This is a genomic window from Nocardia asiatica NBRC 100129, assembly GCF_000308415.1.
Taxonomy (GTDB): Bacteria; Actinomycetota; Actinomycetes; order Mycobacteriales; family Mycobacteriaceae; genus Nocardia; species Nocardia asiatica.
Genome location: NZ_BAFS01000165.1, coordinates 1 through 15,333 on the forward strand (window position 1 = coordinate 1; position 15,333 = coordinate 15,333).

12 protein-coding genes are annotated in these 15,333 nt (G+C 69.2%); 7 read left to right on the plus strand and 5 right to left on the minus strand.

The genetic code is table 11. The annotated features are described in order from the left end of the window. Positions 1-2,033 (minus strand): AMP-binding protein (locus ON27_RS15465; RefSeq protein WP_157227204.1); only part of this gene is annotated, 2,033 nt, incomplete at its 3' end. A 147-nt stretch (positions 2,034-2,180) separates the two neighbouring features. Here ON27_RS15465 and ON27_RS15470 point away from each other — a divergent pair. The 4 genes from ON27_RS15470 to ON27_RS15485 are packed head-to-tail and all read left to right on the plus strand — an operon-like array spanning position 2,181 to position 7,404. Continuing rightward, entirely contained in the window at positions 2,181-3,194 is a 1,014-nt protein-coding gene (locus tag ON27_RS15470; protein ID WP_043726717.1) for a methyltransferase, read from the plus strand. A gap of 12 nt (positions 3,195-3,206) precedes the next feature. Next, the gene (locus tag ON27_RS15475) at positions 3,207-4,490 is read left to right on the plus strand and encodes a cytochrome P450 (protein WP_051046637.1); all 1,284 of its coding nucleotides are present in this window, start codon (positions 3,207-3,209) and stop codon (positions 4,488-4,490) included. After that, positions 4,487-6,076, plus strand: a complete 1,590-nt coding sequence (locus tag ON27_RS15480; protein ID WP_051046638.1) for an NAD(P)/FAD-dependent oxidoreductase — start codon at positions 4,487-4,489, stop codon at positions 6,074-6,076. Before ON27_RS15475 ends, ON27_RS15480 begins: the two co-directional genes overlap by 4 nt. Next, positions 6,073-7,404: a salicylate synthase gene (locus ON27_RS15485; protein ID WP_245559964.1), complete on the plus strand. Its 1,332-nt coding sequence runs from the start codon at positions 6,073-6,075 to the stop codon at positions 7,402-7,404. Before ON27_RS15480 ends, ON27_RS15485 begins: the two co-directional genes overlap by 4 nt. Positions 7,405-7,483: 79 nt before the next feature. Here ON27_RS15485 and ON27_RS15490 read toward each other — a convergent pair whose 3' ends face one another. From ON27_RS15490 to ON27_RS15500, 3 genes are all read right to left on the minus strand, one after another. Continuing rightward, positions 7,484-9,229: an ABC transporter ATP-binding protein gene (locus tag ON27_RS15490; RefSeq protein ID WP_043726719.1), complete on the minus strand. Its 1,746-nt coding sequence runs from the start codon at positions 9,227-9,229 to the stop codon at positions 7,484-7,486. After that, positions 9,226-11,067 carry an ABC transporter ATP-binding protein gene (locus tag ON27_RS15495; protein WP_083887600.1) on the minus strand — a complete coding sequence of 614 codons (1,842 nt, stop codon included), beginning with the start codon at positions 11,065-11,067 and terminating at the stop codon, positions 9,226-9,228. The genes ON27_RS15490 and ON27_RS15495 overlap by 4 nt, the downstream gene beginning before the upstream one ends. A gap of 304 nt (positions 11,068-11,371) precedes the next feature. Beyond that, positions 11,372-11,704, minus strand: a complete 333-nt coding sequence (locus tag ON27_RS15500; RefSeq protein WP_043726723.1) for a hypothetical protein — start codon at positions 11,702-11,704, stop codon at positions 11,372-11,374. Between the two features lie 610 nt (positions 11,705-12,314). On the opposite strand from ON27_RS15500, the gene ON27_RS15510 reads away from it, so the two are divergent. After that, positions 12,315-12,746: a helix-turn-helix transcriptional regulator gene (locus ON27_RS15510; RefSeq protein WP_043726729.1), complete on the plus strand. Its 432-nt coding sequence runs from the start codon at positions 12,315-12,317 to the stop codon at positions 12,744-12,746. A 191-nt stretch (positions 12,747-12,937) separates the two neighbouring features. On the opposite strand, the gene ON27_RS15515 is transcribed toward ON27_RS15510, so the two are convergent. Then, a complete protein-coding gene (locus ON27_RS15515) occupies positions 12,938-13,948 on the minus strand; it encodes a tyrosine-type recombinase/integrase (protein WP_043726731.1) in 1,011 nt (336 codons plus the stop codon). A 335-nt stretch (positions 13,949-14,283) separates the two neighbouring features. On the opposite strand from ON27_RS15515, the gene ON27_RS15520 reads away from it, so the two are divergent. Beyond that, positions 14,284-14,928, plus strand: coding sequence for a class I SAM-dependent methyltransferase (locus ON27_RS15520; protein WP_043726735.1), 645 nt, complete (start codon positions 14,284-14,286; stop codon positions 14,926-14,928). A 41-nt stretch (positions 14,929-14,969) separates the two neighbouring features. Further along, positions 14,970-15,200: a hypothetical protein gene (locus ON27_RS15525; RefSeq protein ID WP_157227205.1), complete on the plus strand. Its 231-nt coding sequence runs from the start codon at positions 14,970-14,972 to the stop codon at positions 15,198-15,200. The last annotated feature ends 133 nt before the right edge of the window (positions 15,201-15,333 follow it).

Genomic DNA, 15,333 nt, shown 5'->3' on the forward strand with positions numbered 1-15,333 from the left:
ATCGGTTCTATGTCGCCGGGCCACGATTCCGCAGCCGCGATAGCCGCCTCGGTGATGACCAGCCGCACGCCCGCCGTGCGGTAGACCCCTTCCCGCCGGGCGGCGGGAAGATCGATCCCCGACGGCACGTATGCCGCGCCGGTGGCAAGCACCCCGAGGGTCGCCACTATCTGCTCGACCCCCTTGGGCAGCGTGATGCCCACGCTGTCCCCGCGGCCGACACCGCGCTCCACCAGGAACCGGGCCGTGCGGCGGGCTCGCTCGGCGAGCTCGCCGTAGGTGATCACCGTGTCGCCGGCGAGCAGCGCCGTCCGGTCCGGATCGGCGGCGGCCAGGGCGAAGAACCGCTGGTGCAGTGGGGTGACCGCCGCGGCGGCGGGCACCTCGTGATGGCCGGTCACCGGCCACGGCGCGGCACGATCCCAGGCGGCGGCGTCGTCCAGCAGCAGTTCGACGAACCGCACGTACGCGTCGAACATCGCGTCCAGCATTCCGGCCGGGAACAGCGACACCCGGGCGTCCCAGTTGAGCAGGATGCCGCCGTCGAATTCGGTCACCTGCGCGTCCAGCCAGACCTGCGGCCCCTGCGAGACCGTCCAGCACGGTGTCCCCAGACACTCGCGAATCTGCGCGGGATAGAGCTCGCCCAGGCTCAGCGCGCTGGTGTAGACCACCGGCGCCAGCACCCGCGGTCCGCCGCGTGCCCGGCTCAGATCCCGCAGCACCTCGACACCGGTGTAGGCGGAATAGCCGAGCGCCTCGCGCAGCCGCTCGGTGATCGCCCGCCCGCGTAGCGTCACCGGCATCGGCGCGGACAGGTCGACGTCGAGCAGCACCGAACTGGAGAAGTCGCCGACCATCCGGTCCACGTCGTCGTGCAGCGGCTCGCGGTCGAAGACCGGCAGGTTCAGCAGGAAGCGGTCGGCGCCGCTCCAGGCGCCGACCGTCTCCGCGAAGACGGTGGCGAGCACGCTCGCCGGAGTGAGACCGGCCCGGTGCGCCCGCTCGCGCAGCAGCGCCACCCGCTCCGGCGACAGCCAGTGGTGGCGGCGGGCGACCCGCGGGCCGTCCTCCTCAGCGGTCAGCAACGGAAGATCGGGCGCCGGGGGCAGTTCCGGCAGTCGGGCCTGCCACCATGCGCGCGCCTGTTCGCGCGTCGCGGCCCTGGCGTGCGCGCGGTCGGCGAGGTACTGCCCGTAGGTGTACTCCAGCGCGGGCAGCGCGGTAGGGCCTCGGTCGTACAGGGTGGTCAGGTCGGCGAGGAGGGTGCGCAGGCTCAGCGCGTCCGCGGCGATCATGTCCAGGTCCAGGTGCACCCTGGTGTGGCCCTCGGGCAGCAGCGAGAGCTGGAGATCGAACACCTCGCCCGCCGCGACGTCCATGCTCCGATGCGAGAGGTCGTCGCGGGTCCGCGCCAATCGCCGAAGGCGCTCGCGCTCGGGCAGTTCCCGCAGATCGTGGACGACGAGGCCGGGCCAGTTCCCGTGCTCGGTCACCCGCTGCATGCCCGCGGCGTCGATCGTCACCCGCAGCATCGGATGTCGCGCGATGAGGGCGCGGACCGCGCGCTCCAGCCGGTCCGGCTCGAGACCGCCGTCGCGGTCGAACTCGCTGTAGAGATGTGCGGCGACACCGCCGAGTTCCTGTGCCCGGGTGCGCCCGATCCAGAAGGCGTGCTGCATGACCGCCAGCGGGAACGCGGCCGTGCGGTCCACGTCGGCGATCATCGCCGCGTCCGGCGCGCCGTCGCCGTCGGATCGACTACGCTGCAGCAGCTTCCACCATCCGCCGAGCGTCGGGTTACCGACGAGATCTCGGAACTCGACCTGGTTGCCCGCACGCCGCATCCGTCCGGAGATGCGCATGACGGTGACCGAATCCAGCCCCAGGGCGAGCAGATCGGCGTCGTCGGTGAGCTCCGCCACGGGCACGCCGGTCCACTCGCTGATCTCTTGTCGCAGGCTGCGCACATCGCGGGCCCAGCCCTCCTTCGGCGCGGCGGGTGAGGAGGTCCGACGGAGCTGTTCCTGCATCACGATCCCTTGCAATAAAACGATTATCGTTTTCAGTAATGCTAGAATCTACGATGTCCCCACCCGGCCGGTCAAGCCGGCCTTTCCATGCAGAGACGCGAAATGCGCACGTAGACAGTCTTTTTCGGTGATCAACAGGAAGCAGGCATGGCAGCTCAACTACGGCTCATGAACATGATGTTCGGTACGATCTGCTCGCAGGTTGTCGGCACGGCCGCCCGCCTCGGGCTCGCCGATCACCTGGGCGACGCCGAGCGCAGCTCCGCCGAACTGGCCGAGATCACCGGAACCCATCCCCCGTCGCTCGCCCGGCTGCTCCGCGCGCTGGCCGCCCTCGAGCTGGTCGTCGAAACCCGGCCGGGCGTCTTCCGTTTGGGCGAGGCCGGTATGCCGCTGCGCACGGACCGGCCGGACTCCCAGGCGGCCGCGGTGCTGCTGTTCACCGACCCGGCGCTGCTGGACTCCTGGAAGCTGACCGAGGAGGCGGTGCGCACGGGCAGGCCGACTTTCGAAGGGCTCTACGGCATGGACTTCTTCGGTTTCCTCGCCACCAAACCCGAACTGTCCGAACGCTTCAACGCGACCATGCGACAGGTCAGCCTGCCCATCGCGCAGCTGATCCCGGTGAGCTACGACTTCGCCCGGCACCACACCGTCGCCGACATCGGCGGCGGCGACGGCACGGTGCTGGCACAGATCCTGCGCGGCGCGGCCACACTGCGCGGTGTGCTGTTCGACTCGGCGACCGGTGTCGCCGAAGCGCCCTCGACCCTCGCCGCCGCCGGCGTCGCCGAGCGCTGCCGGATCGAAGCCGGCGACTTCTTCACCGCGGTACCCGAAGGCGCGGACGCCTACGTGCTCAAGAACATCCTGCACGACTGGGACGACGAACGCTGCCTGACGATCCTGGCTCGGTGCCGCGCGGTGATTCCGGAGCATGGACGACTGCTGGTGGTGGAGTCGGTCCTGCCCGAGGTGGTCGACACCGCGAATCCGGCCCCGTATCTGACCGACATCAGCATGCTCGTCAACATGGGCGGGCAGGAACGCACCCGGCTGGAGTACGAATCACTCTGTCGCCGAGCGGGTTTCACGGTCACGGCGGTGCATCCGACCATCCTGCCCACGTCGTACTCGATCATCGAGGCCACTCCGGTCTGAACGGAACGCTCCATGCTCGACGCATCCCGCCCGATCGTGATCGATCTGCTGGCCGAGGACTTCCACGAACGCGCCCACACCCTCTACGACGAGCTTCGCGCACGATCCCCCGTCGCCCTGGTCGAGATACCGCAGCAACCCGGGCGGGGCTTCTGGATGGTGACCGGCTACGCCGCGGCCGAAGCCGCGCTGCGCGACAGCCGCCTGGCCAACGATCCGCGCACCCTGCTCACCCCCGAGCAACGCGCGGCCCGGGCGCGGGCACGGCTCCAGGGCGCCCCGAACACCATGCTGCTGTCCGACCCGCCGGAGCACACCCGGCTGCGCCGCGCCGCGCAGCAGGCGTTCACCCCCAGGTCGGTCACCGCGCTGCACCCGGCGGTGGCGCGGCACGCCGAACGGCTTCTGAGCGACGCCGAACGCGCGGCCGCCGACGGCGACGGCACTGTCGACCTGCTGCACACCTACGCCTACCCGCTGTCGCTGACGGTACTCGGCGAAATCCTCGGCTTCCCCGCGGCATGGCATCCCGGGCTGCGCGTGCTCGCGGTCCGAGCGGCGACCGCCTCCACTCCGCTGTCGGCCCCCGACCCCGAACTGCACGCCCAGCTCGAGCAGTACGCGCGCGATCTCGTCCTGCTCAAACGCCGCGAGCCCGGCGACGACCTGGTCAGCAGGCTGGCGCATCCGGCATCCGGCAGCGACGCGCTGACCGACGCCGAACTCATGGCCATGATCGGCCTGCTCATGGCCGCCGGTTTCGAGACATCGGCCGGCCTGATCGCCGGCGCCGCCCTGGCATTGCTCACCCATCCCGAGCAATGGGCCGCTCTCCGCGACGATCCCGGCCTCGCCGCGCCCGCCGTGGAAGAGACCATGCGCTACTGGGGGCCGGTGGAATCCGCGACCACCCGCTACGCGATCGAGCCGTTCGAACTCGCCGACCGGCGCGTCGAAACCGGCGACCGGGTCGTGGTGTTCACCGCAGCGGCCAACCGCGACCCGGCCCACGTCCCCGATCCGCACGCCTTCGACATCCATCGGGAGCCGCGGCCCCATCTCGGATTCAGCGGCGGCATCCACAACTGCATGGGCGCCGCGCTCGCCCGCGCCGAGGGCCGTATCGGGCTCACCACACTCGTGGCGCGCTGGCCGGAGCTGCGCCTGGCGGCCGATCCCGCCGACCTCCGCTGGCGGTCCGGCATGGGACTGCGCGGCCTGCGCCGCCTGCCGGTGCGGCCGCACCGGCACCGGAAAACCGAACACACACCACAACACAGGGAGCTCGAGCCATGACACCGTCGACCGACACCCGATTCGATGTCGCCATCCTCGGCGCCGGGATCGCGGGAAGCACGCTGGCGACGATCCTGGCCCGCCACGACGTCCGGGTGCTGCTCATCGACGCCGGAGTGCATCCGCGTTTCGCGGTCGGCGAATCCACCATTCCGCACGCCACCAGCACGCTGCGCATCCTCGCCGAGCGCTACGACGTTCCCGAGCTGGCGGCGCTGTCGAATCACCCGGACACGGCCGAGCGGGTGAGCACGACGTGCGGCCAGAAAGAGAATTTCGGCTTCGTCTACCACGAGCAGGGCAGCTCTCCCCTCCCGGACCGGGCCAACCAGGTCGTGGTGGGATCGGCCTACCGCCGCGCCGAATCGCATTGGTTCCGCCAGGACATCGACGCGCACGTGTTCAATCTCGCCGTCCGCTACGGCGCGGTCCCGCGTCAGAACACCCGCATCGAGGACTTCGACATCGAGCCGGGCAGCGGTGTGGCACTGCGGACGGCGTCCGGCGAGACGTTCACAGCCGAATACCTGGTGGACGCCACCGGTTTTCGTTCTGTGCTCGCCCAGCGGTTCGGGCTGCGCGAACAGCCCAGCCGGGCGCGCACCCACTCGCGATCGCTGTTCACCCACATGATCGGCGTCGAGCCGTTCGACGACGTGAGCCCGGTGGAATTCGGCCAGCCGAGCCGATGGCACAACGGCACGCTGCACCACGTCTTCGACGGCGGCTGGCTGTGGGTGATCCCGTTCGACAACCACGACAGCTCTCGCAATCCACTGTGCAGTGTGGGGCTCACCCTGACCGGGCAGGCCGTCACCGACGAACGGGTCGCGCCGGAGCAGGAGTTCGCGGAGTTCCTCGAGCGATTCCCCGCGGTGGCGGCGCAGTTCCGCTCCGCCAAGGCGGTCCGGCCGTGGGTGAGCACCGGGCGGCTGCAGTACTCCGCGTCGAACACGGTGGGTGACCGCTTCTGCCTCACCGCCCAATCCGCGGGCGCGATCGACGCGCTGTTCTCCCGCGGCCTGGCGAACTCTTTCCAGACCGTGAACGCGCTGGCCTGGCGGATCATCGAGGCGACGCGCGACGGTGACTGGTCGACCGAGCGGTTCACCGGGCTCGATGCGGTGCAGCAGCGAATGTTCGACGTCCACGACGATCTCGCCTACTCGTCGTACGTGGGCTTCCGCGACTACGCCCTCTGGGACGCGGTCCTGCGGGTGTGGCACACCTACAGTTTCTATTCCGACGCCGCCCTCGAACATTCGCTGTCCCGCTATCTGGGGCGCCGGGACGATCAGGTGTTCCGGACGCTCGAACGCGGCGATTCCGAACTGGCCGCGGCCCTGCGTGATCTGCTGACGACGACCCGCACCACCTGCGAGGCGGTCGAGCGCGGGGATGCGAAGCCGGCCGACGCCGCGACGGCGATCATCGAGCGGATCAACCGGGACCGTTTCTGGCCGGAATATCTGCCGCACGGCAACCCGGAGCGCCGCTACTTCGACATCAGCCAGGACGTCGGGCTGGAGTTCATGCAGTGGTCGCGCACCGACGCTCCCCGATGGATCACCGAGTTCTTCTCGTGACGATCAGCCGATTCCCGGCGCCCGCGCCCACTCCGCAGCACTACTCGCACAGCGTGCGCCCGCACGACACCGACCCGCTGAGCCTGGCGACGGCGATCGCCGCGTCCGGACTGCTGCACGACTACGTCGTCTATGAGCAGCACGGACGCTGGTTCGTGGCGGGCAACCCGATCGGCTCGGTGACCGTCGGCCCCGACCGGCTGCACACCACTCTCGGCGGCGAGCACACCGAAGCCTGGAGCGGCAGTCCGTGGGCGCGGATCCATGCCGCGCTCGACCGGGCGCCGATGCCGCGATGGCGGGCCTACGGCTGGGCGTGCTTCGAGCTCTGCCGGCCGGACTCCGCGGCTGCGGACGACGTGCTCGCGCACTTCATGGTGCCCGGCGTGGAACTCGAGATCACCGCGACGTCCGTGCACATCCGCAGCTGGGGCGTCCCGTTCGACTTGGAGCCGGCCGGTCTCACCGCCCCCGCGCGGGCACCGGTGCCGGTGCCGGTCGACGCGCTCGATCCCGCCTATCTGCAGCGCGTGCGCTCCGCTCTGGACCGTATCCGCGGCGGCGAATTCCACAAGGTGATCATGTCCCGCCAGGTGGATGTGCCGTTCGCGGTGGACATGCCCGCCAGTTACGCGGCGGTCCGGCGGGCCAACACCCCGGCCCGCTCGTTCCTGCTGGATCTCGGTGGCTGGCAGGCCGCCGGGGTCAGCCCGGAGACCGTGCTCGAAGCCGACGGCACCGGCCTGATCAGCACCCAGCCGCTGGCCGGAACCCGGGCGCGCACCGGCGACATCGTCCGCGACCGCGCGCTGCGGGACGATCTGCTCACCGATCCGAAGGAGATCTACGAGCACGCCACCTCCGTCCGCCTCGCCATGGAGGAACTCACCGGCGTCGGCGCCGCCACGCGGGTCAGCGAATTCCTCACCGTCAAGGAGCGCGGCAGCGTGCAACACCTCGCGTCGCGGGTCGAGACCCGACTGTCCGGCGGCCGCACCTGCTGGGACGCGCTCGCCGCCGTCTACCCGGCGGTCACCGCCTCCGGGATCCCGAAAGCGGCCGCCTGCACCGCGATCGGAGATCTCGAACCCGGTTCCCGCGGCCTCTACAGCGGCGCGGTGGTACGCGCCGACAGCACCGGAGCACTCGACGCCGCACTGGTGCTGCGTGCCGTCTACCGGCGCGGCGGGCGGTCGTGGCTGCGCGCCGGTGCGGGCGTCGTCGCCGGTTCGACGCCCGAGCGCGAACACGAGGAGACCTGCGAGAAACTCGCCTGCATCGCCCCTCATCTCGTGCCCGCGCACGCCGCGATCCGACTGTCACGGTAGCGCGAGTCCTCCTCCCGAAAAACCGTCCTCGCCGCGGATCATCCGTGGTGAGGACGGTTTTCGTTGCAGCACAGCCACGTCAGGAGGAAGCGGCCACCCGCCAGTGCCGCGCCCTGGACTGCGCGGCCCACATCGCGCTGTAGCGGCCTTCGTGTGCCAGCAGTTCGTCGTGGGTGCCCCGCTCGGTGACCCGGCCGTCCTCGAGCACCAGGATCTGATCCGCCGCCACCACGGTGGAGAGCCGGTGGGCGATCACGACCACCGTCTTGCGCGCGACCAGTGCGTCGATGGCCTGCTGGACGTAGACCTCGCTCTCGGTGTCGAGCGCGGCGGTCGGCTCGTCCAGCAGCACGATCGGCGCGTCCTTGAGGATCGCGCGCGCGATCGAGATGCGTTGCCGCTCACCACCGGAGAGCGCGCCACCGATCTCCCCGACCCGGGTGTCGTAGCCGCGCGGCAACCGTTCGACGAAGGTGTGCACGTTCGCCGCCCGGGCCGCGGCCTCGATCTCGGCGTCGCTCGCCTCGGGCGCGCCCAGCGCGATGTTCGCGCGGATGGTGTCGTCGAACAGGTACACGTCCTGGAAGACCACCGAGATGTGCCGGTAGATCTCCACCGGATCGAGCGTGCGCAGGTCGACGCCTCCGATGCGGACGGTCCCGCTGTCCGGGTCCGCGTACCGGGTCAGCATCCTGGTCACGGTCGTCTTGCCCGACCCCGACGGGCCCACCAGCGCCGTCAGCGAGTGCGCCGCGGCGGCGAACGAAACCCCTCGCAGCACCGGTGCCGCGTCGGCGTAACCGAAGTGCACGTCCTCGAATTCGAGATCGAATCGCGTGATCTTCGCCGCCGGATCACCCACCGGAAGCTCTGGGGTGTCCAGTACTTCTCCGATGCGTTCAAGCGCCGAATCGGTGATCTCGAACAGCGCCGACATGTTCGACACCGTCGACATGGGCTCGGCGAACCGCACCGCCGCCGCGACCACGGCTACCAGCAGCGCGACCGACATCCGCAGGTCGAGAACCAGGGCCGCACCGAGAGCCGCCATCGCCACCAGGCACAACTGGACGACGCTGGAGGCCAGCAGGCCGGGCCAGGTCAACCGGTTCTGCATGGCCGACATGGCCTCGTTCTGCTCCTCGAGCGTCTCCACGAGCCGCTGCGAGGAGCTGCCGGTCTGCCCGGTGGCACGCAACACCGGCAGACCCTGGACATACTCGACCACCCGGCTCGCGGCCGCGGCGTCGGCCGCGTCGAGCCGGCGCATCCCCGCCCCGGAGATCCGCTGGATCCGGCGCACGAACAGCACCGCGAACGGGACCGAGACGGCGAGCACCAGACCCAGGCGCCAGTCGACGATCACGATGATCACGCCGAGCACGGCCGGGATGGTCACCATCTGGAGGAACATCAGGGCCAGTGAGGACGAACTCATCGTCGCGTTGGCGACGTTGCCACCGATGACCGTGGTGAGATCACCAGCGGCCCGGCGATCGAGTTCGGCCTGCGGCATGGTCCGCAACTTCTCGCCGAGCCGCAATCGAGCATCGGCGATCACGTCGGCCCAGCGGCCGTACTCGAATTCGAGCTGCCGGTGATGGAACACGGCCTGCACCACGTAGCACGCGGCGAGGACGCCGAACCAGGTCCACGCGGCGGCGGCGTTCACCTCCGGCCTGCTCAGCTCGTACAGCAGCGGGATCAACGTGGCATAGGCAGCCGCCAGGGCGATCGAACTGATCAGCGCGGACCAGAGGGTGCGCCGGAACTCGGCCCGGTAGGCCCCGGCGGCCAGCAGCATCAGTCGCAGGATTCTCGTCATCGCTGCGCAACCTCCTGGTTCTTGCCGCTGCCGAGACCCCAACCGCGTGCGCGTTCGTGATGCTCCCAGAGCTGGGCGTAGCGGCCTCCGGACGCGACCAGTTCGGTGTGCGTGCCGGATTCGGCGACCCGGCCGGATTCGAGCACGACGATCTGATCGGCGTCGACGATGGTGGACAGCCGGTGGGCGACCACGAGCACGGTACGTCCACGGGTGAGCGCGGCGATCGCGTCCTGGATCGCCGCCTCGTTCTCCGGGTCCGCGAACGAGGTCGCCTCGTCCAGGATCACGATCGGGGCATCGGAGAGCAGCGCCCTGGCGATGGTGATCCGCTGGCGTTGTCCACCGGACAGGCGCGCTCCTCGCTCACCGACCGGAGTGGCGTAGCCCTGCGGCAATTCGGTGACGATGAAGTCGTGTGCCTGCGCCGCGCGTGCCGCGGCTTCGACCTCGGCATCGCTGGCCGAGGGGCGCGCGAGGCGAATGTTCTCCGCCACGGTGTCGGACAGCAGAAAAGGGTCCTGGAAGACCAGGGCGATGTGCCGGAGAAGTTCCTCGGAGGAGATCTCGCGGACATCCACCCCGCCGACGAGCACCTGCCCCTCCCCGACGTCCCAGAATCGTGGTATCAGCCGCGCGACCGTCGACTTGCCCGAGCCCGACGGACCGACCAGCGCGCAGACGGTGCCGCTGGGGATCTCCAGATCGACACCCGAGAGCGCGGCCCGATCGGCGCCACCGTAACCGAATGTGACCGACCGGAAGACGATCGATCCGTCCTTCGGTGACCTCGGCTGCTCGGGTTCGGGAAGCGGCGCGATATCGAGCAGTTCGACGATGCGCACCGCCCCGGCTTTCGACTGATTGATCAAGTGCGACAGGTTCATCAGTGGAATCACCGATTCCACCGGCAGCGTCCCGATCAGGACCGCGGCGAGCAGTTGCGCAGGCGACATCGAACCGTCCGCGGTGAGCCAGATGCCCACCGCGAGAACGATCAGGGCGGTGGGCAGCGGCGCCACGGTCAGGTTGGCGAAGATCATGGCGCTGCGGCTGCTGTTCTGCCAGGCAGCGGTGGCCGTGTTGAACTCGCGGACGCGGTCGACGAACCGCCGGAACGACACCGTGCCGTCGTCGAAGGTGCGCACCACCGGCATGCCCTGCACGAACTCCACCACCGCCGCGTTGATGGCCTCGTTGGCTTCGTCGTAGCGGCGCCGGGTCTCGGCGTAGTCCCGCATCGACAGCTGCATGCCGACGAACACCACCGGGAGGATCACGAGAACCGCCAGCAGCAGCCGCCAATCCACGAACCCCAGGGCCACCAGCGCGGCGATCGGCTGCGCGATGGTGAAACCGGCCAGGGGAACGGCGTCGGCGATGGCCACGTGCAATCCCCGGACATCGTCCTGCACGATCTTCTTCGCCGCGCCCGAGCCCAGACGCTGCGCCTCGCCCAGCGGAACCCGGCCGAGATGGTTGGCCAGATCGGTCCGCAAACGTTGCTCGAGGTCGAAGGAGGCCAGGTGCGAGGCGAGAAAGGACCACGCGCGCAGCGCGAATCGGGCGAGAAACCCGACCCCGGCCACCACCAGCAGGATCACCACCGTGCCGGTGTCGGGGTCGGGATCGAACAGCTCCCACAGCACCATGGCCAGACCGACGAAACCGACCACCCCGCCGACCGCCCCCAGCGCGGCCGCGAGCAGTGCCGTGACGAGCCGCCCCCGCACCGGCTCGGTCACGCGGAACAACGCACCGGCGGGTTCGACCTCCACCTTCTCCTCTTGCGCGTGGTCCACCTCGTCCACCTGCAGCGCCACCCCTGTACCACCCATCGTCACGGCTCCTGTCCGTCCCTGCCCGAGCCCACGACGCCTCCGGCAGCACCGCACCCCTGTGGCCGCGATCGAGGTGCCCGCTTCCTCGTCGCACGTCGATCCGAGCCGTCATAGGAAACGATTTTCATTATTAAGTAGGGGAAAGGTAACACAGGCTCATGGCCCGCGGTGCCGCGTCCGAGCCGGGCGGCGGGGCTCTCGCGCGCGCAAGCGAGGTGGTCGTGAGCGTGGCTGCGCTTATAATCCGAGCTGTTACGACGCAGTGGGTTTCGCGCTCATTGCCGCCGCGACGCCGGTGGCCTCACCGCTGGATGCTTCCGGTGACCGGTTGCCCCGCCAGCTGCGCGACGACGGCACGCAACTCGTCCAGCAGGGCGCGGGTCCCCTCCATCAGCGCGACGGCTTCACGGGTCATGGCGTTCACTTCGGCCAGCCGCTCGTCCACCGCCGCGAGGGTGGTCTGAGACCGCACCATCGTCTGCGCTGCCGTGGTCAAGGTGACTCCGACGACGTCGAGGGTCGCCTCTGTCCTGGCGAACGTGTCCTCGACCCGGCGTAACACCGATTCCGCGTCGACGAGTGTTCGCTCGGCCCGGCCGAACATCTCGAACGGCCCTTTCGTCAACAGTCTCATGATGTCTTTCGTTCTCCCCATCTCAGCCCGCTATCCGCTTCTCGGTCCGCCGATCGCCGTGCGGTGCTCTGGTCACCGAATTACGCCGCCGAGATCGCCACGAGCGGGCGGAAGCGCTTTCCGCGCAACGATTCGAGCACCAGATGCTCCGCTCGGGCCGGGATTTCACCGACCGGCTGCGCCGAGGTCGGCCCACCACAGCGGATCTCGGTGATGCGGGGGCGATCGCGACGTCGGCGGCAGACCCGACCCGTACCTGCACAACCATGCTCCGCCACCTCCGGTGCCACGGGAAACGGACGCGGCGATCGGCAACGCCCGTCCGAGCTCCCTGAATACTGGAGCATAGTTTCTATGCCTCAGTATATGTGGGTGCCCAGTAAGAATATGACTCGGGTCACACGCACTCGGCCCGGCTCCCCCGCGAAGCCGTAAGGCTCATGCGCCGTACGGAATCGAGTTGCCGCAGGGTGCTCGCGCTCGACACTCGCCGAGGTCGTCGGCTGCGGCGCGAAGCATCCCTCGACGGTTACCGCACCGCTATCAAGAATGTATGCTTTAGCATAACCCCGACTTCTAAGGGAGTTCGACTCGAGAAGGAGCGCGCGGCATGGGCAACAGTGCCTTCTCCGACCGGCTCGAGTATTTGTTCCGAACCATGCCGAATCCCGAGGGGCGGCGCTATACCGCCGACGAGATCGCGCGCCGCGCTACCGAACTCGGGTACCCGATCTCGGCGGTGTACGTCGCGCAATTGCGTTCCGGGCTGAAGCAGAACCCGTCGCTGAAACATGCGGCCGGCTTGGCCGCGGCGTTCGACGTGGACATCCGATTCTTCACCGACGACGAGGCGTGGCAGCGCGGCCGTCAAGAGATCGAATACCTGCGGCTGAGCACCGCGCCCGGTCTCGAGGCCGTGGCCTTCCGTGCGATGGATCTGTCTCAGCAGTCTTTGGCGTCGTTGATCGACTATCTCAAGTTCCTCCGCGTGCAAGAGGGGCTCCCCGCCGACCCACCCGACCTTCCTGAACCCCGATCGTGAATCGGCCTGGGTTGATTCGGTTGGCGTAACGCGAGGCCGGTGATCGAGGGGCCGGTGACCGAGGGTGACGAACGACGCGGGCGGGCCGCCGATCTCGATGACTCGCGCGGCCGGATGGACCAGGCGGATCGTCCAAACCGGGGTTCCGGTAGTAATCGCCGAAAAACCAACGGATACGGCGTAGCTGCTGGTCAGCGCCGGCGTTCGGCTCCCGGGCCCAGGATCGAGGTCAGCTCGCGCATCGCCTGTGGGGACGGTTTGAAGTAGCGGCGCAGGTTCTCGGCTTTGCGGTGGCGGGACTTGGCCATCAGTTCCAGCAGGCTGGCCCCGGATTCCCCGAGGTGGGTCAGGCCGGATTGGCGCAGTTCGTGCAGGTCCCAGCCGGTTCCGGGCCCGTCGATGGCGGTGGCTGTGTCGAGCAGGTCGCGGGCCTGGTCGTAGGACAGTCGGGCAAGGCCGGTGTCGGGGCAGAGGTCGCGGTCGGCGAGGTACTTGCCGGGCCCCGGTCGGCGGTGGGTCACGAACACGGGGCCGCGGGTGCGGTCGCGGATGAGCCGGGGCAGCAGGCGGGCGGTGCCCGCGTCCCAGTACACGTTCTCGAGGACGTGTTCGTGGTGGATGGCACCACGTCGGCGGGTGCGGGGTTTGGCGCCCTTGGACTTCACGGCTGCGGTGCGGCCGGCGAGGTCGAGGTCTTCGATGTTGAGCTGGAGTAGTTCTTCTGCGCGGGCGCAGGTTTCGTACAGCATCCGCCACAGCGTCTTCTCGCGCAGGTGGATATCGCGGCGGGCGATGAGCCGGTCGATCGCGGTGTGCGAACGGACCGGGGTGTCGGAGTCCGGCGGGGTCGACCGTGCGGCCGAGGCCGGGAGCATCGGTGCGGTCCAGCCCTGCTCGGCACACCAGGACAGCCATTTGCCGACCGCGGCGCGGCGTGCGTTCCAGGTGTTGACCGCCGCGTTGCCCCACAGGGTTTCCAGCGCGGCGCCGACTTCGGTGTCGGTGACCGAGTCCAGGGCGCGGCGGGCCCCGACGAGCCCGTCAGGGCCGCGGCCGTCGAGTTGGTCGACGGTCTTGACGATGGCGATGCTATAGGCGCGGCGGGTGTTGGCCGAGCCGATCGTGTCGAGGAAGGCTTCGGCGGCAGAGCCCAGGGTGCGCGCCGGCGCGGCGGTGCGTAGCCGGGTCACCTTCGCGGCCATCGGATCCCTTCTCCGGGCTTGCCCCGGGTAACGGGGTCGCTTCGTGTATGCGGCGGAGTGGGTGCGTCGCAGGTCGGGTTTCACGATACCCCGGATAACAGGCCATTATCCGGGGTCTCACTACTATCGTTGCGCGGTCACAGCCAGACGCGTACCGCCGTTCGCCGCACGATGCCCACGCCACCGGATGACAGAGTCGGCCAGAGTCTCTCGGGGCCCGCGCCATGAGCAATGCCGTCCTGCCTACAGGTGCCACCACCCCGGCCGGGTGGAGGCACCGGTGTCGTTCCCGGGTAGCGCCGAGTCCGCCGCGATCATGGAATATCGTGCCGGTCATGACCACGGATGACTGGTTGGCCGACACCCGAACCTCTTATGACACGGTCGCGGTCAGCTATGCCAACCAAGTGCGCGGCGCCCTCGCCGGACACCAGTACCTTCGCGCGGCTCTGGCGTTGTTCGCCGACAGCGTGCGGACCGCTGGCGGCGGACCGGTCGCCGACGTCGGCTGCGGCCCCGGCGAAGTCACCGCCCACCTGCATGAGCTCGGTGTCGACGCCTTCGGTATCGACCTCTCCCCGGCGATGATCGACGTAGCCCGGCGCGACCACCCCGGCCTGCGGTTCGAGGTGGGCTCGATGACGGAACTGAACCTGCCCGTCGCTTCGGTGGCCGGCCTGCTCGCCTGGCAATCGTTGATCCACATCCCCGACGACGAGGTACCGACTGTGTTCGGGCGCTTCCACCGAGCGTTGCGTCCCGGCGGACCGTTGCAACTCCTGTTTCACGTCGGCGACGAGTCGCTGTTGAAGACGGAGGGCTACGGCGGTCACCCGATGAAGGTCCATGTCCACCACCGTCAGCCGAACCAGGTGGCATCCTGGCTGCACGATGCCGGATTCGTGGTCGAGGCCCAGATGCTGCTCGACCCGGATGCGAAAGCTCAGCAAGCGATTCTTTTCGCACGCAGTAAGTCCTAACCTCTGCATATGTCGGGCTCGCCACTGGCCGGGTGTGGCGGGTGATCATCTGGCACTCCGGACGCCAGTGGGCGGGCATCACCGCTGACAAGCTGCGGATCGGAGTCGAGGGCGCCGCCCCTACTCCTTCGGCTACGTCGCCGGACCGCACTACCCGCGAGCCCGTGGGCCACGACTGGACCCAGGACGGACGATCCTGCGCGGACCTGATCCCGGATATGACGACCACCGAATGGCTCGGCCGCGAGCACACGAACCGGGCCCTGGGGTAGCGCCGGGACCGGTCAGAACAGGGTGTCGCGCACCCGCAGCGGCCGGTAGCCCGTCGGGCCGAGCGCGGCGAGTTCGGCGTCGATGTCGACTTCGATCGCGCCGAAGAAGTTGATGTTGGCGCTGTGCTGTACG